Origin of the sequence: Mesorhizobium sp. M0862 (genome assembly GCF_040319795.1) — a bacterium.
Classification (GTDB): domain Bacteria; phylum Pseudomonadota; class Alphaproteobacteria; order Rhizobiales; family Rhizobiaceae; genus Mesorhizobium.
The window spans coordinates 1-16125 of record NZ_JAMYOJ010000010.1 but is presented as its reverse complement, the minus strand read 5'-3'; the positions used below and the strand labels follow the sequence as shown (position 1 = coordinate 16125).

Genomic DNA, 16125 nt, shown 5'->3' with positions numbered 1-16125 from the left:
GTCACACTCCGCCCGCCAGCAATGGCCCAAGCCGCTCCAGGTGACGGCGCCAGCCCTCGCCGCCATCCGGCGCCGGCGTCAGGCCGGCCGGCAACCTTGCGGTGCGGCCGAGCACGGCCTCGATCAACCGCCGCCGCTCCATCGAGTCCAGATTGGAGAAGACGCGGCGCAGCAATGGCAGATGCGCGATGAAAGCGTCCTCGTCGAGCGATTTCAGCCACCCATCGACGGCGCCGCGCAGGCCCTCGTCGTAGATCAGCCGCTGGCCGGCAGTGCTGAAGAAACCTTCGAAGAACCCCGCTGCCTGGGCGACCGGCGTCCCCGGCGACAGCCTGCGTCCGAGCAGCCCGGCGGCGTCCTCTGCCGACAGTTGGCCGGCTTCATAGAGCAGATGCGCGGCGCAGCCGGCGAGCAGCGCCGTCGAGCCCGGACCTTCCAGCACGCCGGTCAGGCCGTTGCGCCATGCATCGAGCACGCCTTCGCCGGGCTCGACCAGCCGGATCGCCGTGTCGGCCTTGCGCACAGCACCGACCAGCGTGGTGGCGGCCTGCTCGTCCAGGTCGCGCACCGCATAGGGCAGCGCGATCGCGCCTTCGACGATCAACCGTTCCAACAAACCGGACAGCCGGTTAGTTTCGGTCTTGCGCGCCTCGCCGTAACGGATGATGTCGGCAAGCGGCGGCACCGAGGCCAGCATCTCCAGGCATTCGCTGCTGTGCGCTGCGCGCGCCTCCAACGCTACAAGGCCGGCGCTCGCGGCCTCCGACAGATCCGCGGTAATGGCGCTCTGGACAAGGGCGGCAAGCGTGTCGAGGCTCGCGGCCGCACCGAGCATCTGGATCAGGCGGCCATTGGCGGCCTTTTCGATAGTCGGGCCGTAGATCAGGTTCTCGACCAGGCGCACGGCATATTCCGGCTCCCAGGCCAGCGTCCATTTTTCGCGAAAGGTGCCGCGGCTGCGGCCGGCGTCGGCCAGCCTGCCCCATTGCACGCCAAGCACGTTCAGCCGGTGCAGCAATGTCGAACGAAACAGTCCGCTTTCGCTGCGCAGATCGACCGACAGCTCGCGTTCCAGCGCCTCCGGCTTCAGCCGCGCCGCCTTCTGGTTGCGCTGCAGGTCCTCGATCAGCGGCGCCAGCGGCGTGTCGGGCGGAATCTCGCCGACATCCGCGCCCAAAAGCAGCTCGGCCTCGACCAGCGCCCACAGCACCGCTTCGCCGTTGAACAGCGCCGCGATCGCGGCATCGCGCAATTCCTCGAAGCCGGGCTTCGGCCGCTCGCGAATGGCAGCCAGTGTGCGCGCAAGCCGCTCGGCCTCGATCAGCGACGCGGTCGACACCAGATGGCCCTTCGCCCGCAGCACCGCCGCGATCGTCGCCAGCCACAGCGTCGCGGCGTCGCGCCGCCCTCGTGTGAGCCACAGATGTTTGCACCAGCCGGGCGCGACGACGCCAGCGCCATAACCATAGCCCAGCGCAAGACGCGGCCCGGTCCATGGCGCCCATGTCATGATGCTTTTGCGCCGGGCAATTCCCTTGATCAGCGCCTGGTCGTTCTTCTGCGTGTGCGCGGCCTGCAGGGCCGGCACATGCCATGCGCCGCAGACGACGGCGATCGGTCCGGCGAATTCCTTGCGCGCGGCGGCGATTTCCAATCGCATATGCGCTTCACGCTTGGCCTCGAACGGCGCGATCGCACCTTCGCCGTCGCGCAGCGTCGTCATCGCATCGGTGATGGCAGCGAAGATTGGACCCGGCTGCGGATTCTGCTCGATAATGTCGGCCCACCAGCTTTCGCCATCTTCATAGCCGGCGGCCGCAGCCAGCGTGCCGATCGGGTCGCGATGCGATGCGGGCTCGCCATCCTCACCGGTTTCGTCCTTGGGTTCGGGCTTGTCGGCGTCAGCCGTTTTGTCGGTGTCGTCGGTTGCCGGTGCCGCGAACCGTGCCGATGACGGCAGGTCGATGAACCGCAATGCCGCCTTGTTCTCCACCGCCCACACCGCCGCCTGGTATTCCGGCGAGAACTCGGCGAACGGCCAGAAACTTGTCGCGGCCGGATCGTCCTCGGGGTAGCAGAGCAGCGCCACCGGCGGCTGCATCTGCGGGCGCGCCAGCAATGGCAGCAGGGCGGACGCGTCGCTCGGCCCTTCGATCAGCACCGCGACCGGCTGCAAGTCCCGCAGCGCCTGCACCAGGCTGTCGGCGGAGCCCGGCCCGTGATGGCGGATGCCGAAATAGGCGACGTCGCTCATGACCTCAGATCGCTGCGTTCAGCGCCGCGTAATAGCCGGCATAGTCCGGCCGCTTCTTGAGCACCGTTTCGAGATATTCCTCCAGCACCACCTTGTCCTGCACCGGGTCCTTGACGATGGCACCGACAAGGCTGGCGGCGAGGCCTTCGGCGCCGAGCTTGCCGCTGTCGAACCACGCCGCCTGGCTGAGGCCGCCGACCATGGTGGCGATCGCCTCGGCGGTCGAGAGCGAACCCGAAGGCGTCTTTAGCGTCACCTTGCCGTCGGCGGTTGCGCCCGAGCGCAGCTCGCGGAAAATGGTCAACACGCGAGCGATCTCCTCGCCGACATTTTTCGGCACCGGCAGGTCGAGCCCGCCGGCCATCTCGTCGACCCGCTTGGAGACGATCGCCACCTCTTCCGCCATGTCCTCGGGCAGCGGCAGCACCACCACATTGAAGCGGCGTTTCAGCGCCGAGGACAGCTCGTTGACGCCCTTGTCGCGGTTGTTTGCGGTGGCGATGATGTTGAAGCCGCGCTGGGCATAGAGCGACGTGTTGAGTTCCGGGATCGGCATCATCTTTTCCGACAGCACGGTGATCAGCGTATCCTGTACATCGGAGCCCATGCGCGTCAACTCTTCCAGGCGGCATAGCTTGCCGCTCTCCATGGCGCGGTAGAGCGGCGTCGGCACCAGCGCCTCCTGGCTCGGCCCTTTGGCCAAAAGCTGCGCATAGTTCCAGCCGTAGCGGACCTGGTTCTCGTCGGTGCCGGCCGTGCACTGCACGATTAGCGTCGAGTTGCCCATGATGGCGGCGGCGAGATGTTCCGACACCCAGGACTTGGCGGTGCCGGGAACGCCGAGCAACAGCAGCGCGCGGTCGGTAGCGAGTGTCGCCACCGCGGTTTCCATCAGCCGGCGGCGGCCAACATATTTCGGCGATATCACGGTGCCGTCGCTTGCCTTGCCGCCGAGCAGATAGGTCAGCACGGCCTTCGGCGACAGGCTCCATCCGGCCGGCTTCTGGCGTTCGTCATTGCGCGCCAGCGCCTGCAGTTCAGCGGCATAGGCCTGCTCGACAGGGAGGCGGATGGCTGCGTTCATGGTGCTGTTCTCCGGATTGTCATGTGTTGGTTCCCGTCAGGGCCGCGTTGAGGCGCAGGAAAGCGAGCGAGGCTGCCGCCGGCGGCATGCCAGCCGCAACGACATGCTCGATCAATTTTTCCCCTGTCGCCGCAGTGGCCAGAAAGCCCATCGTTTCCAGCAGGTCGTCGGCGGTTCGCTTCATAGCGTCATCATCGCCGGCGACAGCCGAACGCAATGCCGCCAAGCCCTGGCCGTTCGTCATGTCGGGCCATTCCAGCCAGTTGGCTTCGAAGCCCTCGGCAAGGGTGAGCGCGCTAATATACTGCGGCGTATCTTTCAGGATCAATCTGACCAGGACACGCTTCCTGCGGCTATCCAGGCGCGGTGTCAGGTGCAGCACGAACAGTGCCGGCTTGCCACCCTCGGCGATCAGCGTGTCGGCCATCTGCGTTACTGCAGCGTCGCTGCCCGACGCGGCGACCATTCGTGAGATCTGGATGTCGGCATTGTTGTCGGCACCGAACTGCCAGGCTGCAATGAAATCGGGTTCGCTGACCCCAAATCGGGAAGCAAGGTCGACCAGATTGCAGGTCTCGAACAGTTCGGCGCGGCGCTTTTCCTGCGCCGGGGATTTGAGTTTTGCCGGGGTGTAGGTGGTGCGGCGGCGGATAAAGCCGGATTTGCCTTCTGCGATGAAGGCGGCAAGTTCGGCAACGGGATCGTCGGCACCGCCACCAACACGACCGTGCTCGCCCAACCTCGCCAGCAGCCGGCTCGCCAGTTCCTGCACCTTGCCGGAGCGGTCAGTGGCCAGGCTTTTCAGGAACGGCGCGTCCTCAGGCGTCAGGCCGAAATGCATGAGTTCGATCAGTGCCAGCCGGACTTCCGCCGGCTCGCCGGGCGCCTTCGCTTCCATCAGGCTGCGGGCCGTGGCCGGATCGCGACGGCGCATCTCGGTCAACGCGATACGGCGCGCGGCGGGGTAAAAGTCATCCCAGTTCTGCACCGTCAGTTGCTCCTGCGGCGCAATCTTCAGCCCCTCGACGCTGGCCTGCCAGTCGATCCACGGCGCATAGATGTCAGGGCTGTTCTGGTCTGATGCCGACGGCATCCAGTCCATCGGATGCAGCACGTAGCCACGGCCGGCGACGAGCGTCGCCACGCGCGCCTTGCGCCGCGCATCGGCGGTGTTCTTCAAGGCAGCCCGCAACAGCGGCCGCAACCGCTCCGGCAGCAGCGGCAGGCCAAGCCTCGGCAGCGGCGGGCGCCGCTTCAGCGACTTCGGCGCGGCTGGCCTTAAGCCCACATCGAGCGCCTGCGCGGCGATGGCCAGCAACAGCCGCTCCCGTTCGTCCGGGCTTGCGCCGCCGGCGATTTCCTTCCACGCGGCTGGCGCCAGATCGAACGCAGTTCCGCCGGTGATCCAGCAGTCGCGCATCGTCGCCAGGCCGGTTTGCTCGAGCTCGTTCATGACAGATCGAGCCTCCCGAAGCCGCTTTGCGCGGCGAGCAGATCGAGCCGCGCGCCGTTCCACAGGGCTGCCGTTGCCGAAAGGTCGAGACCGAGCACGGTTTGATCGACGGTTCCGGCGACAGGCAGGGCGATCCCTTGCGGGTCGTGCGCCGCTTGCCACCAGGCGGTGCCGCGCTCATCGAGCAGGATCGCGCCGGCAGGCAGCATCAGCGGGCTATCGGTCGACCAGGGTGCTGCGTCCTGGTGCGCCGCATGCGCCGCCAGCGGATCCTTGACAATGCCGAGGCCGAAATCCGGCCAGGCGCCCGACACGACATCGCCCTTGCGCTCCGCTACCAGCGCCCGCAGCCGTTGGCGTGACGGATAGAACACCAGCCTTGCATCGAACCGGTCGCCAGGTGTGAACGCGGCAGAGCGGCGGCCGGCCGAGGCCGGAAAGAAATCGAGTAGCAGCGCAAATTGCGGCGTCGGGCTTTTCAGGTCGAGCAGCCAGGTAGAATGGCTGACAAGGCCGTCGCGGCGGGTCTCGATCTTCTCGCCGATGACTTCCCACTGGCTGTCGACCTGTCTTGCATCGGGATTGGCCAGCACCTGGTCGCGGGTTTCGGATGCCGACACCAGCCGCTTCAATTCGGGATCGTCTGGCGCCGAGCGCCAGGCCTTGGCCAGCAAAACCAGCTTGCCGAGTTCGCGGATCGCCGCGTCCGGCCGTTCCTCGCTGCGCAGCGCCATTAGCCGGGCCGGGATTTCGTCGATGCGTCCCGCAAGCGCCGTTGCTTTCATGTCGACCAGCCTGGCGGCAATGCGGCGGCAGCGCTCGCTGCTGGCGTCGGCAAAGGCGGAAAGGCCGAGCCGCAGCTGGTCGGCAATCCACTGGTCGAGTTCGTCCAGCGCGCCTGCCACCGCGGTGCGCGTATCTTCCGCCCGCTTGCGCTGCGCCGTCTCGCGGCGCTCCGTCGCGGCGGCGTCATCGACGGTGCTTTCCTCTGCCTGCGAGGCCTCGCCAATGCTCTTGCCAGACGCGCCCCTGCCAGACTTTGCGTCGACCGGCGGGGGCGCACTCTTCCTGCGCCGGCCAAGCCAGTCATTGACCCATTCCGGCGTTGTTTCGGCTGATGTGAAGCTGGCCGGCGCCGTGGCGGCGATCCACATCAGCGCCAGCGTGTGCTTGCAGGGAAATTTTCGCGACGGGCAGGTGCATTTGTAGCCGTGGTCGCCGGTGTCGACGACGGTGCGATAGGGGTTGGATCCCGAGCCCTGGCATTCGCCCCAGATCAGCGCCTGCTGCTCGTTCTTCTCCAGCCGCGGCCAGTTCGAGCGCTTGGTGAGCTTCGAGGCGGCGCTTAGCGACGCCTGATCGGGGGCCAGCGCCTCGATGGTTTTCAGTTCGAATTCCAAGCCGCGCCTCTCGTCACCCCAAATCAATGCCTGGCATCAATATAGGGTGCCGTTTGTGAAGGATTGTTGTGGCCCCGGCAAGACGAAGATAGCGCAGATCAGTACAACGGCGTGGCCATATGCCGGGGCGTCGGCCATTGCGCCGTGATCTCGGGCTGCACCGGGCGCTCGAGATAGGTCGACAGCACGACATAGCTTCGCGTCGAGGTGACGCCGGGCGTTTCGTAGAGACGCGCCAGCAGGCCTTCGAGCGCCCTGGTGTCCTCGGTGCGGACCTTGAGCAGCAGGCAGGTGTCGCCGGCCACCGAATGGATTTCCTCGACCTCAGGATATTGCGAAACGGCCATCAGCTCCGGCGTCTTGCCCCAGCCCTTGGTATCGATATGCACGAAGGTGAGCAGCGGCTTTTTCACCGCCTTCGGGTCGATGATCACAGCCGTGCCGCGGATGGCGCCGCTGCGCCGCAGGCGCTTGACCCGCTCATGCGCCGCCGGCGGCGACAGGCAGACGCGTTCGCCAAGTTCGGCGTAGCTGATCGTCGCATCCTCGACCAGCACGCCTAATATTTTTCGGTCGATTGCGTCGAGCTCTCGGGGAGCTACCTTGTTCTGCAGAACCCCATCTGTTTCTTCGTCCATATCGAAATTCCTTGTTGTCGCGGAATTCAGTTCGGCCATTATGACCCGATGACGAACGCGCATCAAGCTGCAACGCTCCATCAGCCGATCCCGGCGCTGGCCTATCTCCTGACCGGCTGCATCGCCGTCATCGGCTCGAACTCGCTGGTCCTGGGTCCAATTGCTCCGGCAGTCGCCGCATCCTTCGGCACCAGCGTGCCGGCGGTGATGGCCGCGTCGGCCGCCTTCGGCCTCGGCACTTCGGCCAGCGCGTTGTTCCTCGCCCGCTATATCGACGGCGTCGGCGCCCGCCGCATGCTGCAGGGCGCGCTGCTTCTTCTGGCCGTCGGGCTTCTCGCCAGCGCGCTGGCGCCGACGGTGATCATGCTGGTCGCGGCCCAGGCCGTCGCCGGCATCGCCGCCGGCGTCGCCATGCCGGCCATCTATGCCAGTGCAGCGGCAATTGCGCCGCCCGGCCGCGAAAGCGGCACGATCGGCGTCGTGCTGACCGGCTGGACGGTCTCCATGGTGGCCGGCGTGTCGCTGTCGGCCGTGCTTGCCGATCTCGTGCACTGGCGCGCCGTCTTCGCCGCCGTCGCGGTGCTTTCCGCCATTGCGCTTGCTGCCTTGTCGATGACCTCGCTCAGCGACGTCAGGAAGAGCGGCCCGGCACCGTCGCCGTTCGTTGCGCTGGCCATTCCGGGGATCGTGCCGCTGCTCATCGCCTGCACCGCCTTCATGACCGCTTTTTACGGCGTCTACGGCTATCTCGGCGATCATCTGCACCAGGATCTGGGCGAGCCCGTCAGCGCCAATGCGCTGGCCGCGCTCGCCTATGGCGCCGGCTTCGGCGCCGCGGCCTTCCTCGACGGCGTCATCGACCGCATCGGCGCGCGGCGCGTCATGCCCTTCGCCTATCTGCTGGTCGCCGTCGTCTATGTCGCCATCGCGCTCGCAAGCAGCAATTTCGTGCTGATCCTGGCTATGATCGCCATATGGGGCCTTGCCAATCATTTCGGCCTGAACGTGCTGGTGATGCGCCTTACCGCGCTCGATCCGTCGCGCCGTGGCACCATCATGGGCCTGAACAGTTCGGTCACCTACCTCGCCGTCTTCATCGGCACCACCAGCTTCGGGCCGCTTTATTCGACATTCGGCTTTGCCATCTGCGCGATCGTTGCCGCCGTGCTGATGCTGGTTGCGGCAGCAGCGGGGTCATGGCGGTCGCCGCCGCCCATCAAGCCGTAAAGCTTGCGTCCTCATCCCGTCCTTCGCTAGAGCTTGGCTTGCCATGCGAGCCCCGCCCGGATGAAGACGACGCTTGAAACCACTGCCGACCCCTCGTCAGACGACCTCGCCTTCCTGGCCGAGCGGCTGACGGCGTTCAATGACGGCGATGTCGGCCCCTCCGGCCGCAAGCCGATCGCGGTCTTCGTTCGTGACGAGCACGGCGCTGTCGTCGCCGGCATTTCGGGATACACCGCCTGGGGCTGGCTCTATGTGCAATGGCTGTGGGTCGACGAACGCCTGCGCGGCCAGCATATGGCCGGCGACATGCTGGACGCTGCCGAGCGCGAAGCAGTCGCCCGGGGCTGCCAGACCGCCTGGATCGACACGTTCAATCCGACAGCGGCCAAAGTCTATGAGCGGCAAGGCTACCGGCGTTTCGGCGAGCTGCCTGACTTTCCCATCGGCCGCAGCCGCATCTTCCTGCAGAAGAAGCTCTAACCTGCCAGCCGCCCGCCTTGCATCGGCCGCGGCACGCCGGTGGTGCTGGGAAAGCTGATCGGCAGGCCGCGCAGCACGCGCACGGCAAGGAAGGCAAAGCATTCGGCCTCCACCGCATCGCCTTTCCAGCCCAGTGTCTCGGCCTGCACCACCTCGACGTTGGCGCGCCTCGCCAGCATCGCCATCATCGTCGGGTTGCGGCGGCCGCCGCCACTGACCGCTAGGCGCTTCGGCCGGCGCGGCAACAAATCGAGCGCCTTGCCGACGGCCGAGACGGTGAAGGCCGTCAGCGTCGCCGCCCCATCCTCTGCGCTGAGGCCGTCGGCCATGGCGGCGCCGAAGTCGAAACGGTCGAGCGATTTCGGATAGGGCTTGGTCAGATACGGATGCTGGAGCAATTTGGCCAGCCGCACTTCATCGACGGTGCCGGCCGCGCCCAGTGCGCCGTCGCGGTCCATCTCGCCGAGGCCGTTTGCCTTGATGAAATCGTTGAGCGGCGCGTTGGCCGGGCCAGTGTCGAAGGCGACGATGTTGTCCTTGCCGTCCCACCAAGTGACGTTGCCGACACCGCCGAGATTGAGCACAGCGGTGTCCCCGCTGGCGTCGGCTTCCCTCAAAAGCGCCGCGTGGTAGGCAGCCGCCAGTGGTGCGCCCTGGCCGCCAGCGCGCACATCGTCCGAGCGGAAATCATAGGCGACCTTGGCGCCCAAAATGGAATGCATCAGCGCGCCATCGCCCAACTGGCGCGTATCGCCGCGCCGCCCGGGTTGCGGGGCACGATGCAGCACGGTTTGGCCGTGAAAACCGACCACGCCGATATCGCCTATGGTTAGGCCGTAGCTTTCGACAAGGTCCTTCACCGCCGCCGACTGCGCCCGCGTCAGCGCCTCCTCGGCTTCGGCAAAGATCGCCGGCTCGGGCCCGTCGAAATTCCACACCCGGGCCTGACGCAGCGTCTCCTCCAGCAAGGCACGGATCGCTGCGGGGTAGGGGGCCAGCGTATAGGTGCCGAAATCGGCGATCCGCTCGCCATCGGTCTTGATCAGCGCCACGTCGATATTGCCGTCAAGCACGGTGCCGGTCATCAGGCCGACGGCCCAGATTGGTTCCACGGTCGACTCCCTTGCGACACCGTTTGCGATTCCAACGCAATCACCTGTCGGACGGATTGTCTCGCCAGGCAAGACCCTGGCCGCGGTCGATTGCTCCGAACCTGCCGGCAGAGTTTTTCACCGAACAGCGAAAATCGAGCAACGCCGTTCTTGCGTCTCGCCGCTCAAGACGCCAGCTATGAGACGAACACGTCATCGCCAAGGAGAAACGACATGGCATCCGAAGTCGCAGTGATCGCCGGCGCGGGTGCGGGCCTGAGCGCCTCTTTGGCACGCCTTCTCACCACGGAAGGCTATCTTGTGGTGCTGGCCGCCCGCAACACGGCCAAACTCGCGGCGCTGGTCGGGGAAACCGGCGCGCTGGCCGTCGAAACCGACGTCGCCGATCCGGCCTCCGTCGCCGGCCTGTTTGACGCCGCCGACAAGCAAGGCCCGCTGGCCCTTGCCGTCTTCAATGCCAGCGGCCGCACGCGCGGCCCGATCGCCGAGGTCGATCCCGATGCGGTCAAACAAGCCTTGCTTGTCGGCGCCTATGGCGGCTTCCTGGTCGGCCAGCAAGCGGCGCGGCGGCTGCTTGCGCGCGGCTCCGGTTCGATTCTTTTCACCGGCGCCTCCGCCAGCATCAAGGGCTTTCCCAACTCCGCCGGCTTTGCCATGCCGAAATTCGGCCTGCGCGGTCTGGCTCAGTCGATGGCGCGCGAACTCTTCCCGAAGAACATCCATGTCGCCCATTTCATTATCGACGGCCAGATCGAGCCGGTCGGGACGAAGCCCGAGCGACCGGACAGCCAGCTGTCGCCCGATGCGATCGCGCAGACCTATCTCGCGACCCATCGCCAGCATCGCAGCGCCTGGAGCTTCGAGGTCGAGCTGCGGCCCTTTGTCGAGACATTCTGACCGGTCCGGCGTGACCGTTCTCGCAATTGCGAAATCTTTGAGAGAATATTCCCGGCTTCGTGTTTGAGAAGAAATGCGGTTCTTTGATCCGGCAAGCAGCATTGCCGATGATGTCGTCAAGGCTTGGTATTCCACCTCGCCGCAATGACTTCAGGATTACGAGGGATCGACAATGTCCGAACGCGGAAACGCTTCCAGCTCTCTTCTTTTTTCAGCCATCAGCCGGCGAGCTGCCCTTGCGGCACTTTTTGCCTCGGCCGTCACGCTTGCCGGTCTGGCTCAGCCGACGCCGTCCTTCGCCGAGGACAAGAAGTCTATCAAGGTCGGCATCATCAGCGGCGAGGATGAGGATGTCTGGCGCGTCGTCGTCGCCCAGGCCGCCGAAAAAGGCCTGACCGTCGAGACCGTGGTGTTCAACGACTACACCCAGCCCAACGAGGCGCTCGAGCGCGGCGAGATCGACGCCAACGCCTTCCAGCACCAGCCCTATCTCGACAACCAGATCAAGACCCAAGGGTACCACATCGTGCGCGTCGGCTACACCGGCGTCTGGCCGATCGGCCTCTACTCCAAGAAATACACCAAGGTTGCCGACCTGCCCGAAGGCGCCGTCATCGGCTTGCCCAACGACCCCTCGAATGAGGGCCGCGCGTTGCGCGTTCTGCAGAACGAAGGCGTGATCAAGCTGAAGGACGGCACCGGCATCCTGGCGACCACCGCCGACATTGCCGAGAACCCTAAGAAGGTCGTCATCAAGGAACTGGACGCCGGCATTGTCGGCCGCTCGGTCGAGGATCTCGACGCGGCTGTCGTCAACACCGACTGGGCGCTGAAGAGCGGTCTCGGCCCGGACAACCGCATCGCCCAGGAGCCAGTGGCCGACAACCCCTACCGCAACTTCATCGCCGTGAAATCCGGCAACGAGAACGAGGCGTGGGTGAAGACGCTGGTCGCGTCCTACCAGAACGAGGCGGTCAAGGCCGAGTTCGACAAGGTCTACAAGGGCACCGGGATCAGCGCCTATTGATTGGCGCCTGGTTGTCAGGAGCAGGCGGCCCGCTGTTGAGCGGGCGGCTGTCGCATTTGTCGAGCGTTGAAACGGACAGTGAGATGAACCAGCACGTCACGGCCGAGGCATCCGGTCCGGTCAATATATCGGCCGGGCAAGAAGATGTCGTACGCCTCGTCGACCTCAAGCGCCGCTTTGGCGCGACGCCTGCGCTCGACGGCGTCTCGCTGACGGTGAAGAAGGGCGAGATCCTCGGCATCATCGGCCGCAGCGGAGCCGGCAAGTCGACGCTGATCCGCTGCCTCAACGGGCTGGAGCGGCCGGACTCCGGCGACGTCTTCATCGAGGGCCGCGAGATCGGCCGGCTCGGCGAGCGTGAATTGCAGCCGCTGCGGCGTCGCATCGGCATGATCTTCCAGCACTTCAATCTGCTGTCGGCCAAGACCGTGGAGGACAATGTCGCGCTGCCGCTGAAGATCGAGGGCCGCCCAAAGGCCGAACGGCTGGCGCGCGCCGCCGAATTGCTCCACCTCGTCGGCCTGTCGGAGAAGGCGAAGGCCTATCCGTCCTCGCTGTCGGGCGGCCAGAAGCAGCGCGTCGGCATCGCCAGGGCGCTGGCCGCGCGGCCAGCGCTGCTGCTGTCCGACGAGGCGACCTCAGCGCTCGATCCGGAGACGACGCGCTCCATCCTGGCCTTGCTGAAAGACATCAACCGGCAGCTCGGCCTGACCATCCTGCTCATCACCCACGAGATGGAGGTGATCCGCTCGATCGCCGACCGCGTCGCGGTGATCGATGCCGGGCGCATCGTCGAGCAAGGCCCGGTGTGGTCGGTCTTTGCCGAGCCGCGTTCCGAAATCACCAGGAGCCTGCTCGGCGGCATCCGCCCGCAACTGCCGGCCGAGATTGCCGGCCGGCTTGCTCCCGGAGGCGGCGCCGAGCTCATCCTCAGGGTCGACGTCGCAGGTGAGGCCGCGCGCGGTCCGCTGCTGTCCGATCTTGCGGTGGCGGTGCCGGGGCCGTTCCGCCTCGTCCATGGTGGCATCGACCATGTCCAGCAGCAGCCGGTCGGCACGCTGTTCCTTGCGGTCGCGGGCAACGATCCGAAACATCTGTCGAAAGTAATCGCATTCCTGAAGGCCCGCGACGCACGGGTGGAGGTGCTTGGCCATGTCGCCGGTTCTGTTTGAACTTCTGCTGCGCTCGATCTGGGAGACGGTCCTGATGACGGCGGCATCGGGCCTCATCTCGCTCGTCTTCGGGCTGCCGCTCGGCCTGGCATTGATTGCCACCGAGCGCGGCGGCATTGCCGAAAGCCTGTGGGTGAACCGCGCGCTCGGCGCCGTCATCAACGGCTTCCGCTCGGTGCCTTTCATCATCCTTCTGGTGGCGCTGATCCCGGTGACGCGGCTGATCGTCGGCACCTCGATCGGCACCTGGGCGGCGATCGTGCCGTTGTCGATTGCGGCGACGCCCTACTATGCCCGCATCGCCGAAGTGTCGCTGCGCGAGGTCGATCGCGGCCTGATCGAGGCGGCGCGCGCCATGGGCGGCAACCGCTGGACGATCATCCGCGAGGTGCTGGTGCCCGAAGCTTTGCCCGGCATCGTCGCCGGTTTCACGGTGACGCTGGTAACGCTGATCGGCGCTTCGGCCATGGCCGGCGCCATCGGTGCCGGCGGGCTCGGCGATCTCGCCATCCGCTATGGCTACCAGCGTTTTGAGACCAGCGTCATGGTCGCCGTGGTCATTGTGCTGATCATTCTCGTTTGCGGCATCCAGTGGGTCGGCGACCGGCTGGTCGCCAGGCTGGACCGGCGCGGATGAGCGGCCACGAACGTTATTTGCCGGCAGGCTGCCAAACGCAGCGTCGGCTTTCTCTATCGGGGCCGAGATTGGATTGCGCGTTGCTTTGATCGGACCGGCCTGCGTGCCACCGTGACAGCGAAACAAGGAGCTTGACCATGCCCAGGATCGTACCCGTGCTTGATCTCGGCCGCCTCGAGCAGGGCGCTTCGGAACGGCGAACGTTTCTCTTCGACCTGCGCACGGCCGCGCGCGATGTCGGCTTCTTCTATTTGACCGGCCACGGCATATCGGCTGCGGATACCGCAGAAGTGCTCGACGCGTCGCGCCGCTTCTTTGCCCTGCCGGAAGCCGACAAACTGGCAATTGAAATGGTCAAGTCCTCGCAGTTCCGCGGCTACACGCGCGCCGGCGGCGAGCTGACCAAAGGCAAGGCCGACTGGCGCGAACAGCTCGACATCGGCGTCGAACGCGCGGCCATCGAACAAGGCCCCGGCGTGCCCGCCTGGACGCGGCTGCAAGGGCCCAACCAGTGGCCGGCCACGCTGCCCGAGCTGAAGCCGGCGCTGCTCGCATGGCAGGCCAAGGCGACCGCGGTGGCGATCCGGCTGCTTAGGGCCTTCGCTTTGTCGCTCGACCAGGCCGAGGACGCCTTCGATCCGATCTACCGGGCCGAGCCCAACCATCGCATGAAGATCGTGCGCTACCCCGGCCGCGACGCCACCGGCGACAACCAGGGCGTCGGCGCGCACAAGGATGGCGGTTTCCTGACGCTTCTGCTGCAGGACGAGAACAAGGGGCTGCAGGTCGAATATGACGGCGCCTGGGTCGACGTCGATCCGCTGCCCGACACGCTGGTGGTCAACATCGGCGAACTGCTCGAACTGGCGTCGAACGGCTATCTCCGGGCGACAGTCCACCGTGTGGTGACACCGCCGGCCGGCGTCGAGCGCGTCTCGGTCCCGTTCTTCTTCAGCGCCCGGCTCGACGCCACGATTCCGCTGCTCGACCTGCCCGAGGATGTAGCGGCCGAGGCGCGGGGGCCGGCCAGCGATCCCGACAACCCGCTGTTTCGCAATGTCGGCACCAATGTGCTGAAGAGCCGCCTGCGCTCGCATCCCGACGTGGCGCGCCGGCACTATGCCGATCTTCTGGAAACCGACGCCTCACCGGCTGAAATCTTTCAAAACGAGAACGAAATTTCCGAATCTCGCGTTGTTTTAGAAAGCCGTTCGTCGCCATATGCGGCGAATACGCGCATATAGGAATTATCGTTCGGCGGTTTCCTCCCATTCCACCGAGCGGTGTTCCCCTCTGAAGGTTCTTGACCTTCTTTTGGCCGGGCCGCTTTCGCGCCCGGCCTTTTTTATGTCAATAGCTCTTCTTTCTTCCCCACAAGGGAGAAGGTAGAGGCGCCAGGGGACTTCACCCAAACTTCGGATCAAGGCTCCCCGACTTGTAGCGCTTGGCCATCTCGGCCACCGGCAGCGGCTTGATCTTCTGCGCGTTGCCGGCGGTGCCGAACTGCTCGAAGCGCTCCTTGCACAGCTTGCGCATCGCAGCCATGGCCGGCGTCAAATATTTGCGCGGATCGAACTCCGACGGGTTTTCGGTAAGCACCTTGCGGATGGCGCCGGTCAGCGCCATGCGGTTGTCGGTGTCGATGTTGATCTTGCGCACGCCGTGCTTGATGCCGCGCTGGATCTCTTCCACCGGCACGCCCCAGGTCGGCTTCATCTGGCCGCCATATCTATTGATGATTTCCTGCAGGTCCTCGGGCACTGAGGACGAGCCGTGCATCACCAGATGCATGTTGGGCAGGCGGCGGTGGATTTCCTCGATGACGTTCATCGCCAGCACCGCGCCGTCTGGCTTGCGCGAAAATTTGTAGGCGCCGTGGCTGGTGCCCATGGCGACTGCCAGCGCATCGACATGGGTGTCCTTGACGAACTCGACCGCCTGTTCCGGATCGGTCAAGAGCTGGTCGTGGCTGATGGCGCCTTCGACGCCGTGGCCGTCCTCCTGCTCGCCGCCGCCGCTCTCAAGCGAACCGAGCACACCGATCTCGCCTTCCACCGACACGCCGCCCCAATGCGCCATGTCGACGACGCGCCGGGTGATGCCGGAATTGTAGGCATAGTCGGCCGGCGTCTTGCCGTCCTCTTTCAGCGAGCCGTCCATCATGACAGAGGTGAAGCCGTACTGGATGGCGGTGATGCAGGTGGCTTCGTTGTTGCCGTGGTCGAGATGCATGCAGACCGGAATGTCGGGGTGGATTTCGACCAGCGCGTCGATCAGCTTGGCCAGCACCACATCATTGGCGTAGGCGCGGGCGCCGCGGCTGGCCTGCAGGATGACCGGCGACTTGGTCTCCTCGGCCGCCTCCATGATGGCGAGGCCCTGTTCCATATTGTTCATGTTGAAAGCGGGTACGCCGTAGCCGTACTCGGCGGCGTGATCGAGCAATTGTCTCAGTGTTATGCGAGCCACCCAATAGTCTCCCGTATCTGGTTTCAAGCGCAACGTCGCGGGCCGGCCGATTGCCGGCCTAGATGCTTCTGGCCGGATTTCGCCAGAACCGCAACCGTCAGCGGCCATCGAGGCCGCAATTCTTGTTGCAGGGCTGAAATCCGGTAGCCAGCCGGTGAGGCGCTAATCTCCCCCATTGAGGGTAGTGTGCTGAGAGTTCTGCAAATTCGCTGAGAGGGGGCGGTCATGGCAGGCTGGTGATTGTTCACGTCACCTGATTCCCGCGAAGGAACGCC

Annotated in this window: 14 protein-coding genes; 7 read left to right on the top strand and 7 right to left on the bottom strand. The window is 65.6% G+C overall.

The genetic code is table 11. The features are described 5' to 3' along the window. Position 1 precedes the first annotated feature (1 nt). The 5 genes from NKI15_RS16600 to NKI15_RS16580 all read right to left on the bottom strand — a co-directional run bounded on the left by NKI15_RS16600 (position 2) and on the right by NKI15_RS16580 (position 6829). Positions 2–2254, bottom strand: a complete 2253-nt coding sequence (locus NKI15_RS16600; RefSeq protein ID WP_023708142.1) for a DUF5682 family protein — start codon at positions 2252–2254, stop codon at positions 2–4. A 4-nt stretch (positions 2255–2258) separates the two neighbouring features. Further along, positions 2259–3338 (bottom strand): ATP-binding protein, encoded by a 1080-nt coding sequence (locus tag NKI15_RS16595; protein WP_023687038.1) that lies wholly within the window; start codon positions 3336–3338, stop codon positions 2259–2261. A 19-nt stretch (positions 3339–3357) separates the two neighbouring features. Continuing rightward, entirely contained in the window at positions 3358–4791 is a 1434-nt protein-coding gene (locus tag NKI15_RS16590; protein ID WP_023704821.1) for a DUF5691 domain-containing protein, read from the bottom strand. After that, positions 4788–6191, bottom strand: coding sequence for an SWIM zinc finger family protein (locus NKI15_RS16585; RefSeq protein ID WP_023684463.1), 1404 nt, complete (start codon positions 6189–6191; stop codon positions 4788–4790). Before NKI15_RS16585 ends, NKI15_RS16590 begins: the two co-directional genes overlap by 4 nt. A 98-nt stretch (positions 6192–6289) precedes the next feature. Continuing rightward, positions 6290–6829, bottom strand: coding sequence for an Lrp/AsnC family transcriptional regulator (locus NKI15_RS16580; protein ID WP_023724276.1), 540 nt, complete (start codon positions 6827–6829; stop codon positions 6290–6292). A 48-nt stretch (positions 6830–6877) separates the two neighbouring features. On the opposite strand from NKI15_RS16580, the gene NKI15_RS16575 reads away from it, so the two are divergent. Next, entirely contained in the window at positions 6878–8056 is a 1179-nt protein-coding gene (locus tag NKI15_RS16575) for an MFS transporter (protein WP_023704822.1), read from the top strand. Between the two features lie 60 nt (positions 8057–8116). Continuing rightward, positions 8117–8536 carry a GNAT family N-acetyltransferase gene (locus tag NKI15_RS16570; protein WP_023692175.1) on the top strand — a complete coding sequence of 140 codons (420 nt, stop codon included), beginning with the start codon at positions 8117–8119 and terminating at the stop codon, positions 8534–8536. Here the strand turns inward: NKI15_RS16570 and NKI15_RS16565 are convergent. Further along, positions 8533–9648, bottom strand: coding sequence for an anhydro-N-acetylmuramic acid kinase (locus NKI15_RS16565; protein ID WP_023709179.1), 1116 nt, complete (start codon positions 9646–9648; stop codon positions 8533–8535). The genes NKI15_RS16570 and NKI15_RS16565 overlap by 4 nt on opposite strands. Positions 9649–9861: 213 nt before the next feature. Here NKI15_RS16565 and NKI15_RS16560 point away from each other — a divergent pair, with 213 nt between their 5' ends. From NKI15_RS16560 to NKI15_RS16540, 5 genes are all read left to right on the top strand, one after another. Then, the gene (locus NKI15_RS16560; RefSeq protein WP_023704824.1) at positions 9862–10545 is read left to right on the top strand and encodes an SDR family NAD(P)-dependent oxidoreductase; all 684 of its coding nucleotides are present in this window, start codon (positions 9862–9864) and stop codon (positions 10543–10545) included. Positions 10546–10717: 172 nt separating this feature from the next. Further along, positions 10718–11572 carry a MetQ/NlpA family lipoprotein gene (locus NKI15_RS16555; RefSeq protein WP_023668580.1) on the top strand — a complete coding sequence of 285 codons (855 nt, stop codon included), beginning with the start codon at positions 10718–10720 and terminating at the stop codon, positions 11570–11572. An 83-nt stretch (positions 11573–11655) separates the two neighbouring features. After that, positions 11656–12744 carry a methionine ABC transporter ATP-binding protein gene (locus tag NKI15_RS16550; RefSeq protein ID WP_023704825.1) on the top strand — a complete coding sequence of 363 codons (1089 nt, stop codon included), beginning with the start codon at positions 11656–11658 and terminating at the stop codon, positions 12742–12744. Beyond that, entirely contained in the window at positions 12725–13381 is a 657-nt protein-coding gene (locus NKI15_RS16545) for a methionine ABC transporter permease (RefSeq protein ID WP_023668578.1), read from the top strand. The genes NKI15_RS16550 and NKI15_RS16545 overlap by 20 nt, the downstream gene beginning before the upstream one ends. 137 nt (positions 13382–13518) lie before the next feature. Then, on the top strand, positions 13519–14625 hold the full coding sequence (locus NKI15_RS16540) for an isopenicillin N synthase family dioxygenase (RefSeq protein ID WP_023704826.1): 1107 nt from the start codon (positions 13519–13521) through the stop codon (positions 14623–14625). Between the two features lie 160 nt (positions 14626–14785). On the opposite strand, the gene fba is transcribed toward NKI15_RS16540, so the two are convergent. Next, complete coding sequence (gene fba, locus NKI15_RS16535; RefSeq protein WP_352514647.1) at positions 14786–15850, bottom strand: class II fructose-bisphosphate aldolase; 1065 nt, start codon at positions 15848–15850, stop codon at positions 14786–14788. Positions 15851–16125 lie beyond the last annotated feature (275 nt).

Excerpts from the sequence above, each read along its gene's own strand:
- NKI15_RS16600 (WP_023708142.1), bottom strand. The coding sequence starts at position 2,254 with ATGAGCGACGTCGCCTATTTCGGCATCCGCCATCACGGGCCGGGCTCC.
- NKI15_RS16595 (WP_023687038.1), bottom strand. The coding sequence starts at position 3,338 with ATGAACGCAGCCATCCGCCTCCCTGTCGAGCAGGCCTATGCCGCTGAA.
- NKI15_RS16590 (WP_023704821.1), bottom strand. The coding sequence starts at position 4,791 with ATGAACGAGCTCGAGCAAACCGGCCTGGCGACGATGCGCGACTGCTGG.
- NKI15_RS16580 (WP_023724276.1), bottom strand. The coding sequence starts at position 6,829 with ATGGACGAAGAAACAGATGGGGTTCTGCAGAACAAGGTAGCTCCCCGA.
- NKI15_RS16575 (WP_023704822.1), top strand. The coding sequence starts at position 6,878 with ATGACGAACGCGCATCAAGCTGCAACGCTCCATCAGCCGATCCCGGCG.
- NKI15_RS16570 (WP_023692175.1), top strand. The coding sequence starts at position 8,117 with ATGAAGACGACGCTTGAAACCACTGCCGACCCCTCGTCAGACGACCTC.
- NKI15_RS16560 (WP_023704824.1), top strand. The coding sequence starts at position 9,862 with ATGGCATCCGAAGTCGCAGTGATCGCCGGCGCGGGTGCGGGCCTGAGC.
- NKI15_RS16555 (WP_023668580.1), top strand. The coding sequence starts at position 10,718 with ATGTCCGAACGCGGAAACGCTTCCAGCTCTCTTCTTTTTTCAGCCATC.
- NKI15_RS16550 (WP_023704825.1), top strand. The coding sequence starts at position 11,656 with ATGAACCAGCACGTCACGGCCGAGGCATCCGGTCCGGTCAATATATCG.
- NKI15_RS16545 (WP_023668578.1), top strand. The coding sequence starts at position 12,725 with ATGTCGCCGGTTCTGTTTGAACTTCTGCTGCGCTCGATCTGGGAGACG.
- NKI15_RS16540 (WP_023704826.1), top strand. The coding sequence starts at position 13,519 with ATGCCCAGGATCGTACCCGTGCTTGATCTCGGCCGCCTCGAGCAGGGC.